Source organism: Kineococcus mangrovi (genome assembly GCF_041320705.1).
GTDB lineage: Bacteria > Actinomycetota > Actinomycetes > Actinomycetales > Kineococcaceae > Kineococcus > Kineococcus mangrovi.
In genome coordinates this window covers 175,945-193,966 of the sequence record NZ_JBGGTQ010000007.1, presented here as the reverse complement: position 1 = coordinate 193,966, position 18,022 = coordinate 175,945, and the positions used below count along the sequence as shown (strand labels likewise).

Genomic DNA, 18,022 nt, shown 5'->3' with positions numbered 1-18,022 from the left:
ACGAGATGGACCTGCCCGTCCTGTGGTTCGGGATCGCCGTCCTGGCCTGGGTGCTGTTCTTCGTCCTGGAGGGTTTCGACTTCGGCGTCGGGTTCCTCGGGCCCCTGCTGGGCCGGACCGAGGCCGAGCGCGGCGCCGCCGTCCGCACCGTCGGCCCCGTCTGGGACGGCAACGAGGTGTGGCTGGTGGCCGCGATCGGCGTCACCTTCGCCGCCTTCCCCGACTGGTACGCGGCCCTGCTGTCCGGGCTGTACCTGCCGATGATCGCGCTGCTGCTCCTGCTCGCCGTGCGCGGCGTGGCCATCGAGTTCCGCGGCAAGCACGACACCGCCCGCTGGCGCGACCGGTGCGACGCCGCCCTGGCCCTCAGCTCCCTGCTGCTGGCCGGCACCTGGGGCGCCGTCCTCGGCGTCCTCGTCTCCGGCCTGGCCCTGTCCCCCGGCGGGGAGGTCCAGACCGGCGGCTGGCTCGGCGGCCTGGGACGGTCCCTGGACCCGCTGCTCGCGCCGTGGGCCGTCCTCGGCGGGTTCGCCGGGGTGCTCCTGACCACCGTGCACGGGGCGACGTTCCTCGCCCTGCGCACCACCGGCGTCCTGCGGCAGCGGGCGCGCCGGCTCACCGTGGCCACCGCCCCGGCCCTGCTCGTCATCGCCCTGGCCCTGTTCATCGCCGCCGGGCACGCCGTCGTCGCGGCCGCCGCCGCGCTGCTGGCGCTGGCCGCCGTCGCCGCCTGGCGCCGCGCCGAGGTCGTGGCGTTCGCGGCGACGACGCTGGCCGTGGCCGGTAGCGTCGTCGCGGTGTTCACCGCCCACCTCGACCTCGGCGCGGGGACCGGCGCCTGGGTCCTGCTGCGCAGCACCCTGGGCGCCTCCGGCGACGTGACCCTCGGCGCGGCCGCGGCCTCCCCCGGTGCGCTGCACCTCATCACCGTCGCCGGCGTGGTCGTCCTGCCCGGGGTGATCGCCTACCAGGCCTGGTCGTACTGGGTCTTCCGCCGCCGCGTCACCAGCGGCCCGGTCCGCCCCGCCGCCCGGCGACCGGCCCCGGCGGGCCGCCCCGCCCGGTGAGCACGAGCACCCGGCCCCGCGGACCGGTCGACCCCCGGCTGCTGCGGCACGCCCGGCCCGCCCGGGCCGGGATCGCGGCCACCGGCCTGGTCGAGGCCGCCGGCGCCGGCGCCCTGGTCCTGCAGGCCGTGGCGCTCGCCGACGTCGTGGTGGCCCTGTGGCAGCGCGCCGACCCCGGCACCGGCCTGCGGCTGCTGGTGGCGGCCGTCCTCGCCCGGGTCCTCACCTCGTGGGCGGCCACTCGCCTGGCCCAGCGCACCGCGAGCGCCGTGCGCGACGACCTGCGCCTGCGGGTGCTGGAGGCGACCCTGCGGCTGGGCCCGGCGTGGGCCGAGCGCTTCGGCCGCGGACGGCTGACGGCGCTGCTGGCACAGGGGCTGCCGTCCCTGGACGGCTGGTTCACCCGCTACCTGCCCGCCCTCGTGCCGGGGGTGCTGCTCCCCCCGGTCGTGCTCGTCCTGCTGGCCCTCACCGACCTCCAGTCCGCGGTGACGGTGCTGCTGACCCTGCCGCTGGTGCCGGTGTTCGCGGTGCTGCTGGGCAAGGCGACGCAGGCGCGCGCGGACCGGCAGTGGCGCACGCAGCGGACGCTGGCGGCGCACTTCCTCGACACCGTGCGCGGGCTGCCGACGCTGCGCGCGCACCGCCGGGCGCAGCGGCAGGTGGCCGCCGTCGCGGTGAGCACCGACGCGCACCGGCGCGCGACGCTGTCGGTGCTGCGGGTGGCGTTCCTGTCCTCCACCGCCCTCGACCTCGTCGGGACCCTGTCGGTCGGGCTGGTGGCGGTGACCGCGGGGATGCGGCTGGCCGGCGGGTCGCTGGACCTGCGCACCGCCGTGCTGGTGATCCTGCTGGCCCCGGAGGCGTACCGGCCGCTGCGGGAGGTGGGGGCCCGCTTCCACGACACCGCCGAGGCGACCGCCGTCGTCGACGACGTGGACGCCGTGCTGACCGCGCCGCTGCCGCAGCGCACCCCCGGTCCCGGTACCGCCGGGCTGCGGCTGCGCGGGGTGGGCGTGCGGCGCGAGGACGGCACCGCCGTCGTCGACGGGGTCGACCTCGACGTGGCCCCCGGGGAGCTGCACGCCCTGGCCGGGCCCAGCGGCGCCGGGAAGACCACGGTGGCGCGGGTGGCCGCGGGGGTGCTCGTCCCGGACACCGGTTCCCTCCAGCACGACCCGGCGGTCGTGGCGCACCTGCCGCAGCGGCCGGAGTTCGCCCACGCCGTCACGGTCGCCGACGCCGTGCGCGCCGGGCGCGAGGCCACCGAGGAGGACGTGCGGCGCGCCCTGGCCGCCGCCGCGGCGGGCGACCTGGACCCCGCGACCGCGCTCGGGGAGCACGCGGGCGGGCTCTCGGCCGGGCAGCGCCAGCGCGTGGCGCTGGCCCGCACGGTCCTGTCGGCGCGTCGGGGCGCCCGCGTCCTCGTGCTGGACGAGCCGACCGCCCACCTCGACCCCGCCGCCGAGGACGCCGTCGTGGCGACCCTGCGGGCCCTGGCGCACGAGGACGGCCTGGCCGTCCTCGTCGTGGCGCACCGCCCCGCCCTGCTGGCCGCCGCCGACCGCACGACGACGCTCACCCGGCCCGCCCCGCCCGTCGTCGCGGACCGCGCGGACGAGGCGGCCGCCCCTGCCCCGCAGCGGCCGGCGGGGGCGGACCGCGCGCTTGCGACGCAGCCGGCCCGCCGCGGCCGGTGGGCCGGGGTCCTCGCGGTCGCGACGGGTGTCGCGGCGGTCCTGGCGGGTCTGACGCTGACCGCCGCCGCCACCTGGCTGCTGGTGAGCGCCGCCGACCGGCCCCCGGTGCTGACGCTGTCGGTCGCGGCCGTCGTCGTGCGCGCCAGTGCCACCGCCCGGCCCCTGCTCGCCTACGCCGAACGCCTGCTGAGCCACGACCTGGCCTTCGCCCGGCTCGCCCGGTGGCGTTCCGACGTCGTCGCCGCCCTCGTCCCCCGCCTGCCGGGCCCGTTGTCGCGCAAGCGGGCCGGCCGCTCCGGGGAGCTGCTCGTCCAGCTCGCCGACGACGTCGACGCCCGGGTGGACGGGGTGCTGCGGGCCAGGCACCCCGCGACCGTGACCGTCGTCGCGGTGCTGCTGGCCCTGGCCGCGCTCACCGCCGTGCACCCGCTGCTGGTCCTGGCCGCGGTGCCCGGCCTGCTCGTCGCGGTGCTCGCCGCCCCGGCGCTCGCCGCGGTCGCCGAACGCCGGGGGGAGGCGCACCGCGCCGGCACGGGGGCGCTCAGCGCGGCGACGGTCGAGGTGCTCGACGCCGTCGAGGACCTGCAGACGCTGCCCGCCGCTCACGCGCTGGACACGCTGCGGCAGCGGCAGTCCGCGCTCACCGCGGCCGAGCGGCGCCGGGCCCGGGCGGCCGCCGCGACGGCCGGGCTGACCGCTGCCGGGGCGGGCCTCGTCGCCCTCGGCACCGCGCTCGCGGCGACGCGGCTCGACGGCCCCGAGGCTCCCGCGGCGTGGCTGGCGGCGGCGGTGCTGGCCGGGGTGGTCCTGCTGGACGCGACCCGCGCCCTGCCCGACGCGGCTCGCGCCGCGGTCCGCGCGCGGCGGGCGCGGGAGCGGGAGGCGGCCCTGCTCGCCACCCCCGTCCCCGCCGCCGAACCCGCCGACCCGCGTCCGCTGCCGGCCCCGGTGACGGCTCCGCGGGCCACGGTCCTGCGCGTGCGGGGGCTGCGGGCCGACTGGGACCGCACGAACGCGACCCCGTGCCTGGACGGGGTGGACCTGGACCTGCGCACCGGGGAGGTCGTCGCCGTCCGCGGGCCGTCGGGATCGGGCAAGTCGACCCTCGCCGCGGTCCTGCAACGCTTCCTGGACCCGGTCGCCGGGGACGTGCTGCTGGAGGGCGTCGACGTGCGCGACCTCGCCGGTGACGACGTGCGGTCGGTCGTGGGCCGGGTCGGTGACGACGAGCACGTCTTCGCGACCTCGGTGCGGCAGAACCTGCTGCTGGCCGCCCCCGGGGCCGGCGACGAGGACCTGCTGGCCGTGCTGGCCCGGGTGCGCCTGGGCGAGTGGTTGCGCGCCCTGCCCCGCGGCCTGGACACCCACGTCGGCGACGGCGGAGCGCCCCTGTCCGGCGGGGAGCGGCGGCGCCTGGCCATGGCCCGGGCCCTGCTGGCCGACGTGCGGGTCCTGGTGCTCGACGAACCCTCCGAGGGACTGGACGAGGAGACCGGACGCCGGCTCGTGACCGACCTGCTCGGGGCCCGGTCGGGGTGCGCGGTGCTGCTGCTGGCCCACCGGGAGGAGGGGGTGGACCGGGCCGACCGGGTGCTGGACCTGAGCGGGGGAAACTGGTGCCGAGCCCCGGAGTCACCCGTTCAGCTCAGGAGATCGGGTTCACCACCGGTTCATCCGTGGTTAACCTGTGACCCCGCCCACCGCCCGAGCCCGCGGCACCGGGCTCGACCGGGGGTCCTCGCCATGCTCGAAGTCACCGTCCGACCACGCCAGCTGCTCCTCGTCCTGCTGGGTGTCATCGTCGCCCTGTCCGGGATCAGTTACGCGTTCCTGCTGCTGACGGTGGGGTTCGGCGTGGACGCCGGCGTCGTCGTCTCGGCCCGCAAGTTCTTCGACGTCAACGCCGAGACGAACCTGCCGTCCTGGTTCTCCGCCGTCCTGCTCACCGTCACCGGCCTGGTGACGTTCGAGGTCGGCCGTCGTGCGTACGTCGAGGGCCGCCGGTGGCGGTGGCACTGGATGGTCCTGGGTGCGGGGTTCTGCTACCTGTCGCTGGACGAGCTGGTCGCCCTGCACGAGAAACTGGTCGAGCCCATGACGGCCGTCGTCGGGGACTCGGGGGTGTTCAAGTACGCCTGGGTCGCCGCCGCCCTGCCCGCGGTGCTCCTCGTGGCGCTGTTCTACGTGCGGTTCCTGCTGGCCCTGCCCCGGCGCACCGCCGCCCTCGTCCTGCTGGCCGGCGCCCTGTACGTGGGGGGTTCGGTGGGCCTGGAGATGGTCGCGAACGCGTTGTCGGACATGGGGTTCGACGAGCAGGGCTTGCTGCTGGGGACGATGCAGGCGGTCGAGGAGGCCTGCGAGATGACCGGCCCGGCGCTGTTCCTGGCGGTCGTGGCGGGGATCAGCCGGCAGACCCGCCGGGTGGACGTGCCGGCCCCGGCCGCGCCGCGGGTGCGGTCCGCCTGAATCCCCCGCCGGAGTTGTAACGTGCGGTGATGGGCCGCCTCCGCACCGCTCTCGCCGTCACCGTCGCGTTCGTCCCGCTGCTCAGCGGGTGCGCCGTCCCCCTCACCGCGGGCGCGGCCGAGGTCACCCGGCAGCCGCGCGCGGTGCGGACCCCGCCGGTCCCCGCGTTCACCTCGACCGTCGCGCCCGTGACGGCCGCGGAACTGTCCGCCTCCTGGCGCCCCGGGTGCCCCGTCCCACCCGAGCGGCTGCGCACGGTCACGGTCTCCTTCGTCGACTTCGCCGGAGCACCCTCGACGGGCCGGCTGGTCGTGCACGCCGACGTCGCCGACGCCGTGGTCGCGGTGTTCGACCGGCTGTACGCCCAGCGGTTCCCGATCGCGCGGATGGAACCCGTCGAGGCGTTCGGCGGCTCCGACGACGCCTCGATGGCCGCCGACAACACCTCGGCGTTCAACTGCCGCGCCACGACGGGCGGGGGCGGTTTCTCCGAGCACTCCTACGGCACCGCGATCGACCTGAACCCGATCGAGAACCCCTACGTCAAGGGCACGACCGTCCTGCCCGCCGCGGGCCGCGCGTTCGTCCAGCGCCACCCCGGCCGCGGCGTCGTCCTGGCCGGCGACCCCGTCGTGCAGGCGTTCGCCGACCAGGGGTTCTCCTGGGGCGGGGACTGGTCGAGCCTGAAGGACTACCAGCACTTCTCCGTCTCGGGGGACTGACGTCTCAGCCGAGCAGTTCCGCCACGTCCACGCGGACCGTCGCCACGCCCAGGTCCAGGTCGGCCACGGCGCCGCGGCCGTGGACGGCGGTCGGGGCGTACAACCCCTCGACGATCGCGTACGTCGTCAGCGTCTGCGCGCGCGGGTCGACGATCCAGTAGTGCGGCAGGCCGGCCTCGGCGTACTTGGCCATCTTCCGGATGAGGTCGTCGCCACGATTGGAGGACAGGACTTCGACCGCGAGCGCTGGAGTGCCGGTGAAGCGGGCCTGACCACCGGCGGCGATGGTGGCCTTGTCGCAGACCATGAGGTCCGGGATGAACTCATCCGCACCGGGCTTCCAGCTCCACCCCAGCACGACGCGGTGGGTGGGCGGCGCGACGGAGCGGATGGCCACCCCCAGTTCGAAGGCGATGTACTGGTGCTGCTCGGTGGGACTCGGGGTCACGATGAGCTGACCGTCGATGTACTCGGCACGCGGGTCCTCCGGAAGCTGCTCGAACTGCTCCCAGGTCACCCTCGGTCCCACGCTGACGTGCGGTTCGACGGGCCCCTCCACCACGCGCCCAGCTCCTCAGGCCTCAGATGGGCCCAGCAGGGTGTCCACGTCGACGTGGACCGTCGCCACACCGACGTCGAGGTCGGCGCCCTCGCCGCGACCCAGCACGGCGGTCGGGGTGAGGATCCCGTCGAGGAGGGCGTAGGCGGTGACCCGCTCGTCGCGGGGGTCGACGATCCAGTACCGGGGCAGCCCGGCGGCGGCGTACTTCGCGCTCTTCCAGACGAGGTCGTCGCCGCGGTTGGAGGACAAGATCTCCACCACCAGCTCCGGGGTTCCCGTGAAGCGGGCACCGGTGCCGGCGCTCGCGGTGGCGAGGTCGTAGACCACGACGTCGGGGATGAACTCGTCCCGCCCCGGCTTCCACGCCCATGCGGTGTTCACCCGGTGCGTCACCGGCAGGACTCCCTTCATCAGCCATGCCAGCTCGAGGGCGATGAACTGGTGCTGCTCGCTGGGGCTCGGGCTCACGACGAGACGCCCGTCGATGTACTCCGCACGCGGGTCCTGCGGAAGGCTCTGGTACTCCTCCCAGGTGAGGGACCGCCCCACGGTGGACAGCGTGGTCGGCTGCTCGGTCACGGGACACCTCCTCCGGGTCGGGGCCAGCCTAGCCGTGCGGCCCCGGTACACGAGAGGGTCAGCTGCGCCGTCCCGCGCGGCGGGCGAACTCGTCGAGGGCGCTGATGACCTCCGGCGCCTGCCAGCGACGGCCCCGGCGGCGGCCGGAGAAACTCCACGACGACCCGGCGTCGGTGAGCGTGGCCAGCGCCTTGGCCGCGTCGACGTACCGGTCCGCCTCGCGCAGCAGCCCGGCCGAGACCGGGACGACGGTGTGCCGCACGAGACCGCGCCGGCGGAGCAGGACGTGGACGAGGGCCCGGCCGGTGCGGCCGTTGCCGTCGACGAAGGGGTGCGCGGTCTCGAACTGGGCGTGGACGAGCGCGGCGTGGACCAGGACCGGGACGTCCCGGCGGGCGGCGAAGGCCACCAGGTCCTCGAGCGCGGCCGGGACCGCCTCGTGGTGCGGGGGGACGAACTCGGCCTGGTGCGGTCCGTACCCGCTGCCCCCGATCCAGACCTGCTCCTGACGCCACCGGCCGGCGCGGTCGGGGGCGGACTCGGCGAGCAGGTCGTGGTGCATCGCCCGCTCCGTCGCCCGCACGTTCCCCAGCACCAGGCCCGCGTCGCGCGGCGCCTCCTGGGCGTCGATGGCCGCCACGGCCAGGGCCCGGGCACCGGAGGTGGTGTTCTCGACCTGCGAACTGGACGCGGACTCCGACCGCAGCAGCGCCGAGGACGGCACGGGGGTCCCCTCGCTCTCCGCGTCGAAGCGGGCGATCAGTCCTGCCGCGCGCTCGGCGTGCACCAGCAGCGCCAGCGGCAGCACCGGTTCGAGGTCGGTGATCGGCGGCAGGACGGCGGCGCGGTAGCCCCCCGCGTGGGACTCACGGACCCGGCGCGAGACGAGGTCCGCCGGGACCCGCGACGTCCAGGGGCGGTCCTCGTGGCCGATCGCCACCCAGCCGTCCGTCGCCACGCACCCACGTCAGCGACGGGTACCGGGTTTTCCGTTGCTCCGGTCCCGGACGCAGACCCGAGCGTCGCGGCCCGTGCGCCCGACTGGTTCAGACCCGGTCGAACACCCCGCGCTGGCGCGGCAGGTTCGCCGTCGTGGCGATCGGCTGCCGCACGGTCAGCACCGCGCTCGGCACCTCGGGCACCTCCGCGTGCCGGGAGGCGCCGGGGACGGACTTGCGCAGCAACCGCGCCGAGCGGTGCGTGCCGCGCACGACGTCGTCCACCCGCACCGACAGGGCCGGGACGTCGGTGGCGCGCTCCAGCAGCTCGCGCAGCTGCCCGGTGGCGGCCGTGACGCGCTCCCCGGCCAGGACGCACAGCGCCCAGTCGGCGTCGACGTGGGCGAGCGCGGCCTCCTGGGCACGCTCGCGGTCCTCGGCCCAGAACCCGGAGACCACGGTGACGGCCGGGTGCAGGGTCGCCGCGAAGGCCGCGCTGCCGGGGGCGATGTGGTCGGCCGTGTCGTAGACGACGACCTCGTCGGCCACGTCGACCAGGCCGCGCAGGTCCTGCTCGAGCGCGGGGGCCAGGGCGGCGGTGTCGGCGGTGCCCTGGAGCACGAGGCACGCGGCGAGCGTGGTGCGGGTCGTGGCCATGGGGGTCTCCTGGGTTCTCAGCGGTCTCGTGCGAGCGTTCGTCCACGCTCTCCCCCACCATCGGCCCACACCCCCGCGGTGTTTCGTCCGTCACAATCCTTTTACGCAGCGTTGACATCGCGGCATCGTTCGTCCACGCGGTGGATCAACTCTCAAGCATCGCCACAGGAGACCCGATCTCGATGCACGTGCCCCGTCCCGCTCCCGGCCCCGCGGTCGACTTCTTCGCCGTCGCGCACCGCGCCCTGCGCGACCTGTCCGAGCGCGCCGGGCTCGACAGCTGGTGGATCGGGCGCACCGAAGGTCCCGACCAGGTGCTGCTCGCCGTCGTCGACCCCGTCCTGGGCCTGGCGGCGGGCGACGCGCTGCCGTGGGCGGACACGCACTGCCGCCGCGTCGTGGAACAGGGCGCGCACCCGGTGGCCCCGGGCCTGCCGCGGTGGCCGGACTCCCTGGCCGCCCGCGCCGGCGCGCGAACCGGCGCCCCCGTCGACGGCGTCTCCGTCGTCTCCGTCCCGCTGACCGCCCCCGACGGCCGGGTGCTGGCCACGTTGTGCGGGGTGGGGGCCGGGGACGGGGCGCAGCTGCCGGACCTGCTGGACAGCATCCGCGTCCAGGGCGACCTGCTCGGCGCCCTGCTGGCCGCCGAGCTGGAGCTGGCCGACCGCACCCGCGCGGCCGCCCGCGCGGACCTGGCCGGGCGGGCGGACGAGGTCACCGGCGTGGCGACGGCGCAGTCCTGGCAGGAGGGGCTGGCGCAGGAGGAGGCGCACGCCGCCCGGCACGCCGTGCCCGTCTCCGTGGTCCTGCTGCAGGTGCTGGGACTGGAACGGGCCAACGCCGACCTGGGGACGCCCGCCGGCGACGCCCTGCTGCACCGCGCGGCCACCGCCGTCGGGGCCCGGCTGCGCGAGGGTGACCTGCTGGCCCGCACCGGTCCGGACCGGTTCGGCCTGCTGCTGCCCGGGACGGGCGAGGACGGGGCCGCGGCGCTCACCGACCGGTTGCGCACCGCGCTGGCCGCCGAGGGGGTGGCCGTGCGCACCGGCCGGGCCACCCGGTCGCACACCACGACGCTGTTCGCGGCCTGGTCGGACGCCGAGGACCGCCTGGCCGCCGACGCCCCCACGACCGCCCGGCCCGGCCCGGCCCTGACGACCCGGGCCGTCGGTGGCGGCGTCCTGGACGCCCTGCTCGACCTCGCCCGGCGCCAGCTCGGCGCCGACATCGCCTTCATCACCACGGTCGAGGGCGAGCGCCGCGTCATCCGCAACGTGGCCTGCCCCGAGGTCGTCCCCATCGCCCCGGGCATGCCCGCACCGCTGGGCAACGGCCTGTGCGACCGGGTCCTGGCCACCGGTGCGCCGTACGTCGTGCCCGACCTGTCCGTGGCGCACGCCACGTCCACCGCCCACCGCCAGGGTCTGAACACCTACGTGGGGGTGCCGCTGCGCCGGCGCGACGGATCGCTGTACGGGACGTTGTGCGCCCTGTCGCGCGAGTCCGACCCGGACCTGCGACCCCGGGACGCCGACGTGCTGGACGCCGTGGCCGGTGCCGTCATGGAGCTCATCGAGGAGGAGGACGGCGCGCGGCGGCTGCGGCGGGTGCAGCTGGCCCGGCTCGCCGACCTGACCGCCGCGGGCGGCCCGGACGTCGTCTACCAGCCCGTCGTCGACCTGGTCTCCGGCGCCGCCGTCGGTGCCGAGGCGCTCAGCCGCTTCCCGGCCGGGACGCCGACGCCGGACCGCTGGTTCGCCGACGCCGCGCAGGTCGGCGCCGGGCAGGACCTCGAGCTGGCGGCCCTGGACAACGCGCTGCGGGGCCTGCCGCACCTGCCGGGTTTCCTGGCCCTCAACGTCTCCCCCGCGACCATCACGACCCCGGCGTTCCTGCGCCGGCTGGAGACGGTGCCGCCCGAACGCATCGTGGTCGAGGTCACCGAGCACTCCGCCGTCGCGGACTACGCGACGTTGCTGCGGACGCTGGAACCGCTGCGCCGCGCCGGCCTGCGGGTGGCGGTGGACGACACCGGCGCCGGGTACGCCTCGCTGTCGCACGTGCTGGCGGTGCTGCCGGACTTCATCAAGCTCGACATCTCCCTCGTGCGCGGCATCGACGCCGACCCCTCCCGCCGGGCCCTGGCCGCGGGGCTGGTGACGTTCGCGCAGGCGACCGGCGCCCGGATCGTCGCCGAGGGGATCGAGACCGCGGCCGAGCTCTCGGTGCTGCGCGAGCTCGGGGTGGGGTTGGGGCAGGGGTACCACCTGGCGCGGCCCGCGCCGCTGCGGGTCGCGGCGGCCTGAGGTCGCAGGGCGGAGCGTGCGGACGAGGTGGCCAGGTGATCGGTGGTCTCCGGAGCCCCGGAACGGCCCGGGGTTCGTGCGGAGCAGGACCGCGCCGGGCTCGTGCGCGGGTGCGCCGTCGGCCTCCGCGTCACGGGCGCGGACGACCGGCGCGCGGTCGGGCCCGTGGGACGACGGGGGTGCGCAGTGGCGAGGTCGTCGGCCCCGGCTCCCCGCGACGGACGGCGCCCGCAACCGGGTGGGCACTGCGTACCCCGGCCCGGTCCCGGGCACGACGTCGTCGTCGGCGAAACCCTCGCAGGTGCCGCGGCCAGCGATCACCGGTCAGCGGTCACCGGCCGTCGTGGCCGGTGGGACGGCACCGGGGAGCAGCCCGCGGGAGCACCGGGCGGTGCGCAGCGCGGGTTCAGACCGCGGTGTCCAGGAACACCGGTCGCCGCTCGGCCTGCTCCAGCTTCTCCAGGGCGCTGCGCTGCGAGCGGGCCTGGCCCATCGCCTCGCCGAGCTGGGCGCTGACCTCGATCTGGCGCTGCAGCAGCCGGCGCGCCCGGGCGGCGAACTGCTCGGGGACCGGGCCCTCCAGGTCGGGGCTGACCCACTCGTCGGCTCCAGGGGGTTCTGGGGTGAACCCCGGGTCCCGGTGCATCCGCCGGATGAGCTCCTCGGCGCGGTCGACGTCCAGCTCGACCGTGCGCAAGGCGTCCGACCAGGACGCCACCCACGTCGCCGCGCAGACCGGTTCGACACGGGCCCCGGGGTTCTCGCTCACGCCGAGCCCGGCTGCCCGGCTTGACCGCTCAGGTGGACGAGAGCGGCTTCGCGCCAGGCCTCGGCCAGCGGTTCGACGGTCTCGACACGGCAACGAGCCGTGCGCTCGGCGTCGCAGTCGACGTTGGCGGCGGTGAGTTCGGACAGCACCCAGGTGTAGAGGGCCATGAGTCCGGTACCGCCCTCCCAGGCGTCGACCTTCAAGCTGGCCTGGAGCTCCTGGACGATGGCCTGGGCGTGGACCAGGTTGACGTGGGCGGTTTCGCGGTCCTGCTCGCGCTGGGCCTGCTCGGCGCGCCGCAGGTCCAGCAGCAGACGGTCGTAGAGCATCACGAGCAGCGCGGTGGGGCTCGCGGTGGCCAGGGAGTCACCGAGGTAGCGGTTGGCCTGGCGGCCGTACGTCATCGCGGTCATGCGGAGGTCCTCCGTGGGGTGGACGGCTTGTCGTGCAGTACATCGGCAACGGCGACCCGTTCCTGAGAGTCGGCGCGGACGCGAGAGCAGGTCCTGGCGCGACATCGCGAGGAGGTGACGGCGCACCCGCCGCGTGCGTGCTGCTCCCCGGCGCGAGGCCCCTCAGCGACCGGTGCAGGCGGTCTCGCACGCTCCACCGCTCTGGCGGCACCGTGGACCCGGGCCGGTGGATCCGCTCTCCTCGACGTCCCGGGGGTGGGCCGGACGAGCGCGGCCCGGCGCGTCCGCCGACCGGGCGATGGCGGGTTCCGTTCCTCAACTCGAAGACCGGGCGGGTCGATGTCCCCCCCGTGAACAGCGAGAGGTGGGTGGGTGTCGGGTCGGCCAGGATGGCCGAGCGCTCCCGGCAGGACGAGGACGCCGTCACCGACGCGGTGCGGCGGGCCACGACACAGGCGCTGGCCGGCCGGTCGGCCAGCGCGATCGTCGTGCTGGCGCGTTGGACCCTGGACCTCGCGGTGGTGGCCCGGACCGTCACGGAGCTGGCCGGTGCCGCCGTGGTCGTCGGCTCCAGCTCCCAGACGGTCTACGCCCGTGACGACAGCCTGCCCTCGGACGTCGTCATCACCGCCCTCGGCGGTCAGGGCCTGTCCGCGCGAGGGATGCTCAGCAGCCACCAGGATCCCACCGCGCGCGGCGCGGAGGTGGCCGCGGCTGCCGACGGGCTGTCCGACGCGCACCGGGTCGTGGTGCTCCTGCCGGCGGGGACGACCGGTGACCACCAGGAGGTCGTGCGGGCCGCCTACGAGCACCTCGGCCCCACGGTCCCGCTCGCCGGCGGCGGCTCGACCGGTGATCTGGTGCAGCGTCGCTCCTGGCAGTTCCTGGGCCGGGAAGTCGTGGAGAACGGGCTGGTCGGGTTGGCCCTGGGCAGCGACCGCCCCCTGGGGATCGGTACCGCGCACGGCTACCACCGGACCGGGCAGGGCATGGTGGTCACCGAGTCCGACGGCCTGCTGGTGCGGGGGCTCGACGGCCGGGGGGCGCTGGACGTCTACCGGGAACACCTCGTGGCGGCCGGCGTCGAGGTCGCCGACGGGCTGGACGGCGACGGCTGGGGCCGACTGGCGAGTTCGCACCCGCTGGGCCTGGCCCGACGCCGCCGGGACGAGGCCCGCACGGTGATCGCGGTGCACCCCGACCAGGGCGCCCTGGAGTTCGTCTCGGCCGTCCCGCAGGGCAGCCTGGTGCACCTGCTGAGCGGCACGGAGGACGACATGATCGCCGGTGCCCGCGCGGCCTGCGACGAGGCCGTGGGCGCGTTGGACCTCCCCGCCGGCGGGGTCATCCTGTTCAGCTGCCTGGCACGGGAGGCCCTGCTCGGCGGCACCGGCCACCTGGCGGAGAAGGCCGCCGCGCGCACCGCCAGCGCCTCCCAGAACGTCGTGCTGGCCTACAGCGCGGGCGAGATCGCACGTGTTCGCGGCTCGGCCGGTTGCCACAACCAGACCGTCGTCGCGCTCGCCCTCTAGGCCGCCGCACCGTGGACACCGGCACGCTCAACCTGCAGCTCGTCGAGATGCTGACGGTCCTGGCCGACGCCCCCGACCAGCGCCAGCGCGCCCTGCGGGCGGCCCGGTGGACCGGGGAGGCCCTGGACGCCGAGATCGCCGCCGTGGTCGAGGACGATCGGGTCCTGGCCGGGGTCGGCCTGCGCGAGACGGACACCGACCTGCTCGCGCGTGCCCTGGCCGCGGTGGACCTGCCCGAGGGGACCGAGCTGCCCGCCCTGGGCACGGTCTTCGTCACCGCCGCTGCGGTTCCGCACGACGGTGGTGGACGCACCCGCTTGATCGTGGCCCGGGTCGAGGAACCCTTCGAGGCCACCGAGCGGCTGCTCCTGGTGGGGATGGGGAGGCTGCTGGGCCAGGCCCTGGTCTCGGCGCGCGCCCTGGAGGACGAACGCGCCCAGCGTCGCCGCAGCGACCGCCTCGCCGCCGAGCGCGAAGAGCTGCTCGCCACCCTGCGTGATCGTGAGGTGCTGCTCAACACCGTCCTGGACCTGCAGCGCGCCATCTCCCACCGGTTGCCCCTGGAGGAAGTGCTGGACCTGCTGGGCCAGGGTGCCCTGCAGGTCCTCGGGGGCGACGAGGTCGTGGTGGTCCTGGAGGACCCGCTGCACCCCGACCAGCTGCAGGTCGGCGCCCGCCGCTCACGGGTCGGTGCGCACGACTGCCCCGAGGCCGTCGACCACGGTCGGCAGGCCGTGGTCGCCACCGGCGAGGTGGCCGGTCGTCACCGCACCGGTACCGGGGAGTGCTCCTGGCGGGCGGCGCCGGTGCGGGCCCACGACCGCGTGGTCGGAGCCTTGGTGCTGCTCGACACCGACGACCGGGCGCACGGGCGCGAGCAGCTGTTGACCGCCTTCACCGAGCACGCCAGCACCGCGTTGAACGACTCCTACACCGCGACGTCGCTGCGCGAGGCGTTCTACGACCAGCTGACCCGGCTGCCCAACCGAGCGCTGTTCCTGGACCGGCTGGACGCCGCGGTGGCCGGGGCGGACGACGGCGACCTGGCGCTGCTCTACCTGGACCTGGACGGGTTCAAACCGATCAACGACCGGTACGGGCACGCGGCGGGTGACGCCGTGCTGCAGGCCACCGCCGCCCGGCTGCGTGACGGTCTGCGCGAGCAGGACACCGCCGCCCGCCTCGGCGGTGACGAGTTCGCCGTCGTGCTGCACACCAGCGACGTGGACCAGGCCCGCGCGGTCGCCCGGCGGCTGGCGGAGCGGTTGCGCGAACCCGTCGAGCACCACGGCCACACCCTGCAGGTCGCGGCCAGCATCGGGGTGGCCGTGCTGGGGCGGGAGGGTACGAGCGCTCAGACCCTCGTCCGCGACGCCGACACCGCGATGTACGCCGTCAAGGCCGTCCCGGTGGGCTCGCGCGGTACCGGGGTCGCCGTCTTCGAGGCCGCCATGCAGTCGCGCCGGGCGCAACGGCTGGAGCTGGAGGGCGACCTGGCCCAGGGGATCGACTCCGGCCAGCTCGTCGTGCACTACCAGCCCACCGTCGCCCTGCACGACGGTGCCGCGATCGGCTGCGAGGCGCTGGTGCGTTGGCAGCACCCGCGGCACGGGCTGCTGTCCCCGGCCGAGTTCATCCCCGTCGCCGAGGACAGCGGTCTGGTCTGCGCGCTGGGCGAACGGGTCCTGCGCGACGTGTGCGACCAGCTCGGCCAGTGGCGGCGGGAGGGTCTGCACGTGCGAGCTGCGGTGAACCTGTCGGCCGCCCAGCTGCGCCCCCAGCTCGTCACCGAGGTGCTCGAGGCGCTGGACGCGGCCGGTCTGCACGGGACGGCGCTGACGGTCGAGGTCACCGAGACGGTGCTGGTCAGCGAGGGGGCGACGGCGGTGGAGGTGCTGCAGGCGTTGCGCGGGCTCGGGGTCGAGGTGGCCGTCGACGACTTCGGGACCGGGTACTCCTCGCTGTCCTACCTGCGCCGGCTCCCCGTCGACGTGCTCAAGATCGACCGGTCGTTCGTCTCCGCGCTGGGGCAGGGGCAGGACACCTCCCTGGTGCGCACCATCGTCGACCTGGCGGCAGCGCTGAACCTGCGGGCCGTCGCCGAGGGCGTCGAGACGGCCGCCGAGGCCGATGCGCTGCGCGAGATGGGCTGTCCGGTGGGCCAGGGGTACCTGTTCGCACGACCCCTGCCCGCCGCGGCGTTCGCCGCGTGGTGGGCCGAGCACGCCCACCACCCCGTCCCCACAGCCTGAGCACCGCGTCCGCGACGGGGCGGGCGGGGTGGGCGGGGTGAGGGCGACCTCGCAGCCCGGCGGGCCCGCCCGGTGGTGCGGACCCGGTGACGGGCCCCGGGGGCGCACCCGCACCGGGCACTCCTGCCGGCGGGGACGTGCACGAGGTCGGCAGGGAGCACGACCTCGACGTCGAGGAACGTGGTCGCCGTGGCCGTCCTGGCCTGCCTGGCCGTCCTGGTTCTCCTGGCCGGCCCGCGCCTGGAGCAGGGTCGACACGACACGACCCGTCTCGGTCGTCCGGCCGCGGTCGCGAGGAACCGGTCCCGCGACGCGGGTCCGATCCGCGCACCGCGGGGCCACGTCACCCGGTCCCGGAGGACGCGGGTGTACCCGGCACCGCCGCGGGCCCGGGGCACCGCGGAGCGCACGCCCACGACCGGGGAACGACGAGGAGCCGGGTGTGCGCACCGCGCACACCCGGCTCCACCGGTCACCGGCCCTCTCGCGTCAGCTGAGCGACGACAGCTGCCCGGCCAGCCAGGAGGACTGGCTCTTCAACTTGCCCAGGGACGACTCCAGCGCGGAGTAGTACTTCTGGTACCGCTCCTTCTTGCCCGCGAGCCGGTCGTCCCAGTCGGCGATCCGCTTGGTCAAGTCGCTGATGGTGGAGTTCTGGCCCGTGATCGCCGTCGTGAGCGAACCGGTGTACTGGTCCGTCGCACCCTTGGCGATCCCGGCCAGGCGGTCGACGAGGCCGGCTGCCGTGCTGTCGGGATCCACGCTCCGGGGAGCGAGGAGCTTCTGCGCCGCCACCGGGTCGGCCTTGTACCCCTCGAGGAACTTCGCCTTGTCGAAGGTCAGTTCCCCGTCCTTGGTGGACTGGATGCCGTAGGCGGCCGGAGACACGTTCGTCCCGAGCGCCGACGTCATGTTCGCCAGGATCGACGTCTTGAGCTGACGCAGGGTCGCGTCACCTCGCAAGGTGCCACCACCGACGACCTTGCCGTCGGAGCCGACGGCGCCGGCACGGGACTGGATGCCGATCGTGTCGACCGCGGCGTTCGCGGCCTTCACGAACGCCTCCACGGCGGAGGCGACCGCGTCGGGGTCGCCGGCCACCGTGATGGTGGCCTGCCCGGTCTTGGCCGCCGTGACGTCCACGCCGTTGAGCACGTCCTTGAACGTGTTCGTCGACGACTTCAGGACGGCGTTGGCGGGGCTGGCGAGCCCCGCCTCGGTCACGAGCGTGGCCAGTGCGTCCTTGGCGGTGGCGATGTCGTCGTAGTTCGTGCTCTCCGCCCCGGGGGGGACGACCACCTTGCCGTGGGGATCGAGCGTGGTGGCGGTCGCACCGTCGGGGGTGCCGTCAGGGGTGCGAGGAACGAGCTGGAAGTGCCCCTCCCTCTCGCCGGTCCTGGTGGAGGTGATCTGGAGGCGGTACTGGTCTTCCCCCACCCGCACCGCGACGGCCGTGATCCCGAGGTTCGTCGCCTTGTTGATGGCGGCGACGACATCGGACAGCGTGCCCTTGCTGGGGCTGACCGTGCCGACGATCTTCCCGTCGGCGACGACGTCCAGCGGGTACCCCATGTCCGCCTTGGCGCCGGTGTCCGTCGCGCTGTAGGTGCCCTTGCTGAGCACGCTGCGGCCGGTGGCGAGCTGCGTGACGTCCAGGGACACGGTGCCCGGCTGGGCTGTGCTGCTCGTGGTGGCGGTGGCGACGTCGCTGGACGACGTGGCTTTCGCCGAGGACCAGGTCGCCGCCTTGGACACGTTCTCCGCGGCGGTCTGGAGTGCCGACATCTTGGTGTTGACGGACTGGTACGCCGTCACCTTCAGCTGGGCCGTGCTGACGTTCGTCTTCATCTGCTTCTGCGGAGCGGCGTCCGCGGACAGCAGCTGGGAGATGATCGTGCTGGTGTCGAGCCCGCTGATCAATCCGTCGACAGTGGACGATGAGACGGAAGTCATCCCGGTCTCCCTTCCTGTCTGTTCGAGGTTGATGTGGAGACGGGCGGGGGCACCGGCAGCACCGGCACCCCCGCCTCAAGGAGTGGCTCGACCGAGGTCGGACCGC

At 75.4% G+C, this 18,022-nt stretch carries 13 protein-coding genes; 6 read left to right on the top strand and 7 right to left on the bottom strand.

Translation table 11 applies throughout. From position 1 onward, the window contains the following. The first annotated feature begins 5 nt into the window (after positions 1-5). The 3 genes from cydB to AB2L28_RS15885 are packed head-to-tail and all read left to right on the top strand — an operon-like array spanning position 6 to position 5,955. Entirely contained in the window at positions 6-1,067 is a 1,062-nt protein-coding gene (gene cydB / locus AB2L28_RS15895) for a cytochrome d ubiquinol oxidase subunit II (RefSeq protein ID WP_370719956.1), read from the top strand. Beyond that, complete coding sequence (cydD, locus tag AB2L28_RS15890) at positions 1,064-5,233, top strand: thiol reductant ABC exporter subunit CydD (RefSeq protein ID WP_370719955.1); 4,170 nt, start codon at positions 1,064-1,066, stop codon at positions 5,231-5,233. The genes cydB and cydD overlap by 4 nt, the downstream gene beginning before the upstream one ends. Positions 5,234-5,262: 29 nt before the next feature. Further along, positions 5,263-5,955, top strand: a complete 693-nt coding sequence (locus tag AB2L28_RS15885; RefSeq protein WP_370719954.1) for a M15 family metallopeptidase — start codon at positions 5,263-5,265, stop codon at positions 5,953-5,955. A 4-nt stretch (positions 5,956-5,959) separates the two neighbouring features. On the opposite strand, the gene AB2L28_RS15880 is transcribed toward AB2L28_RS15885, so the two are convergent. The 4 genes from AB2L28_RS15880 to AB2L28_RS15865 form a co-directional block, all read right to left on the bottom strand. Then, positions 5,960-6,517, bottom strand: a complete 558-nt coding sequence (locus AB2L28_RS15880; protein WP_370719953.1) for a Uma2 family endonuclease — start codon at positions 6,515-6,517, stop codon at positions 5,960-5,962. 12 nt (positions 6,518-6,529) lie between these two features. Further along, positions 6,530-7,096: a Uma2 family endonuclease gene (locus AB2L28_RS15875; RefSeq protein WP_370719952.1), complete on the bottom strand. Its 567-nt coding sequence runs from the start codon at positions 7,094-7,096 to the stop codon at positions 6,530-6,532. Between the two features lie 58 nt (positions 7,097-7,154). Continuing rightward, positions 7,155-8,054 (bottom strand): Fic family protein, encoded by a 900-nt coding sequence (locus tag AB2L28_RS15870; protein ID WP_370719951.1) that lies wholly within the window; start codon positions 8,052-8,054, stop codon positions 7,155-7,157. Between the two features lie 88 nt (positions 8,055-8,142). Continuing rightward, positions 8,143-8,691: a glycosyltransferase family protein gene (locus tag AB2L28_RS15865; RefSeq protein WP_370719950.1), complete on the bottom strand. Its 549-nt coding sequence runs from the start codon at positions 8,689-8,691 to the stop codon at positions 8,143-8,145. A 182-nt stretch (positions 8,692-8,873) separates the two neighbouring features. On the opposite strand from AB2L28_RS15865, the gene AB2L28_RS15860 reads away from it, so the two are divergent. Beyond that, a complete protein-coding gene (locus tag AB2L28_RS15860) occupies positions 8,874-10,997 on the top strand; it encodes an EAL domain-containing protein (RefSeq protein ID WP_370719949.1) in 2,124 nt (707 codons plus the stop codon). Between the two features lie 406 nt (positions 10,998-11,403). Here the strand turns inward: AB2L28_RS15860 and AB2L28_RS15855 are convergent, their stop codons facing one another. Beyond that, the gene (locus AB2L28_RS15855; protein WP_370719948.1) at positions 11,404-11,766 is read right to left on the bottom strand and encodes a hypothetical protein; all 363 of its coding nucleotides are present in this window, start codon (positions 11,764-11,766) and stop codon (positions 11,404-11,406) included. Then, positions 11,763-12,179 (bottom strand): flagellar export chaperone FliS, encoded by a 417-nt coding sequence (gene fliS, locus AB2L28_RS15850; protein WP_370719947.1) that lies wholly within the window; start codon positions 12,177-12,179, stop codon positions 11,763-11,765. Before fliS ends, AB2L28_RS15855 begins: the two co-directional genes overlap by 4 nt. A gap of 350 nt (positions 12,180-12,529) precedes the next feature. Between fliS and AB2L28_RS15845 the strand changes: the two genes are divergently transcribed. Both AB2L28_RS15845 and AB2L28_RS15840 read left to right on the top strand, forming a co-directional pair. Beyond that, the gene (locus AB2L28_RS15845; protein WP_370719946.1) at positions 12,530-13,711 is read left to right on the top strand and encodes an FIST signal transduction protein; all 1,182 of its coding nucleotides are present in this window, start codon (positions 12,530-12,532) and stop codon (positions 13,709-13,711) included. Positions 13,712-13,722: 11 nt separating this feature from the next. Then, the gene (locus tag AB2L28_RS15840) at positions 13,723-15,963 is read left to right on the top strand and encodes a putative bifunctional diguanylate cyclase/phosphodiesterase (RefSeq protein WP_370719945.1); all 2,241 of its coding nucleotides are present in this window, start codon (positions 13,723-13,725) and stop codon (positions 15,961-15,963) included. Between the two features lie 489 nt (positions 15,964-16,452). Here the strand turns inward: AB2L28_RS15840 and fliD are convergent, their stop codons facing one another. After that, positions 16,453-17,916, bottom strand: coding sequence for a flagellar filament capping protein FliD (fliD, locus tag AB2L28_RS15835; RefSeq protein WP_370719944.1), 1,464 nt, complete (start codon positions 17,914-17,916; stop codon positions 16,453-16,455). Positions 17,917-18,022: the final 106 nt, after the last annotated feature.

Coding starts and splice junctions, on each gene's coding strand:
- AB2L28_RS15865 (WP_370719950.1), bottom strand. CDS start 8,691: ATGGCCACGACCCGCACCACGCTCGCCGCGTGCCTCGTGCTCCAGGGC.
- fliD (WP_370719944.1), bottom strand. CDS start 17,916: ATGACTTCCGTCTCATCGTCCACTGTCGACGGATTGATCAGCGGGCTC.
- AB2L28_RS15860 (WP_370719949.1), top strand. CDS start 8,874: ATGCACGTGCCCCGTCCCGCTCCCGGCCCCGCGGTCGACTTCTTCGCC.
- fliS (WP_370719947.1), bottom strand. CDS start 12,179: ATGACCGCGATGACGTACGGCCGCCAGGCCAACCGCTACCTCGGTGAC.
- AB2L28_RS15885 (WP_370719954.1), top strand. CDS start 5,263: ATGGGCCGCCTCCGCACCGCTCTCGCCGTCACCGTCGCGTTCGTCCCG.
- cydB (WP_370719956.1), top strand. CDS start 6: ATGGACCTGCCCGTCCTGTGGTTCGGGATCGCCGTCCTGGCCTGGGTG.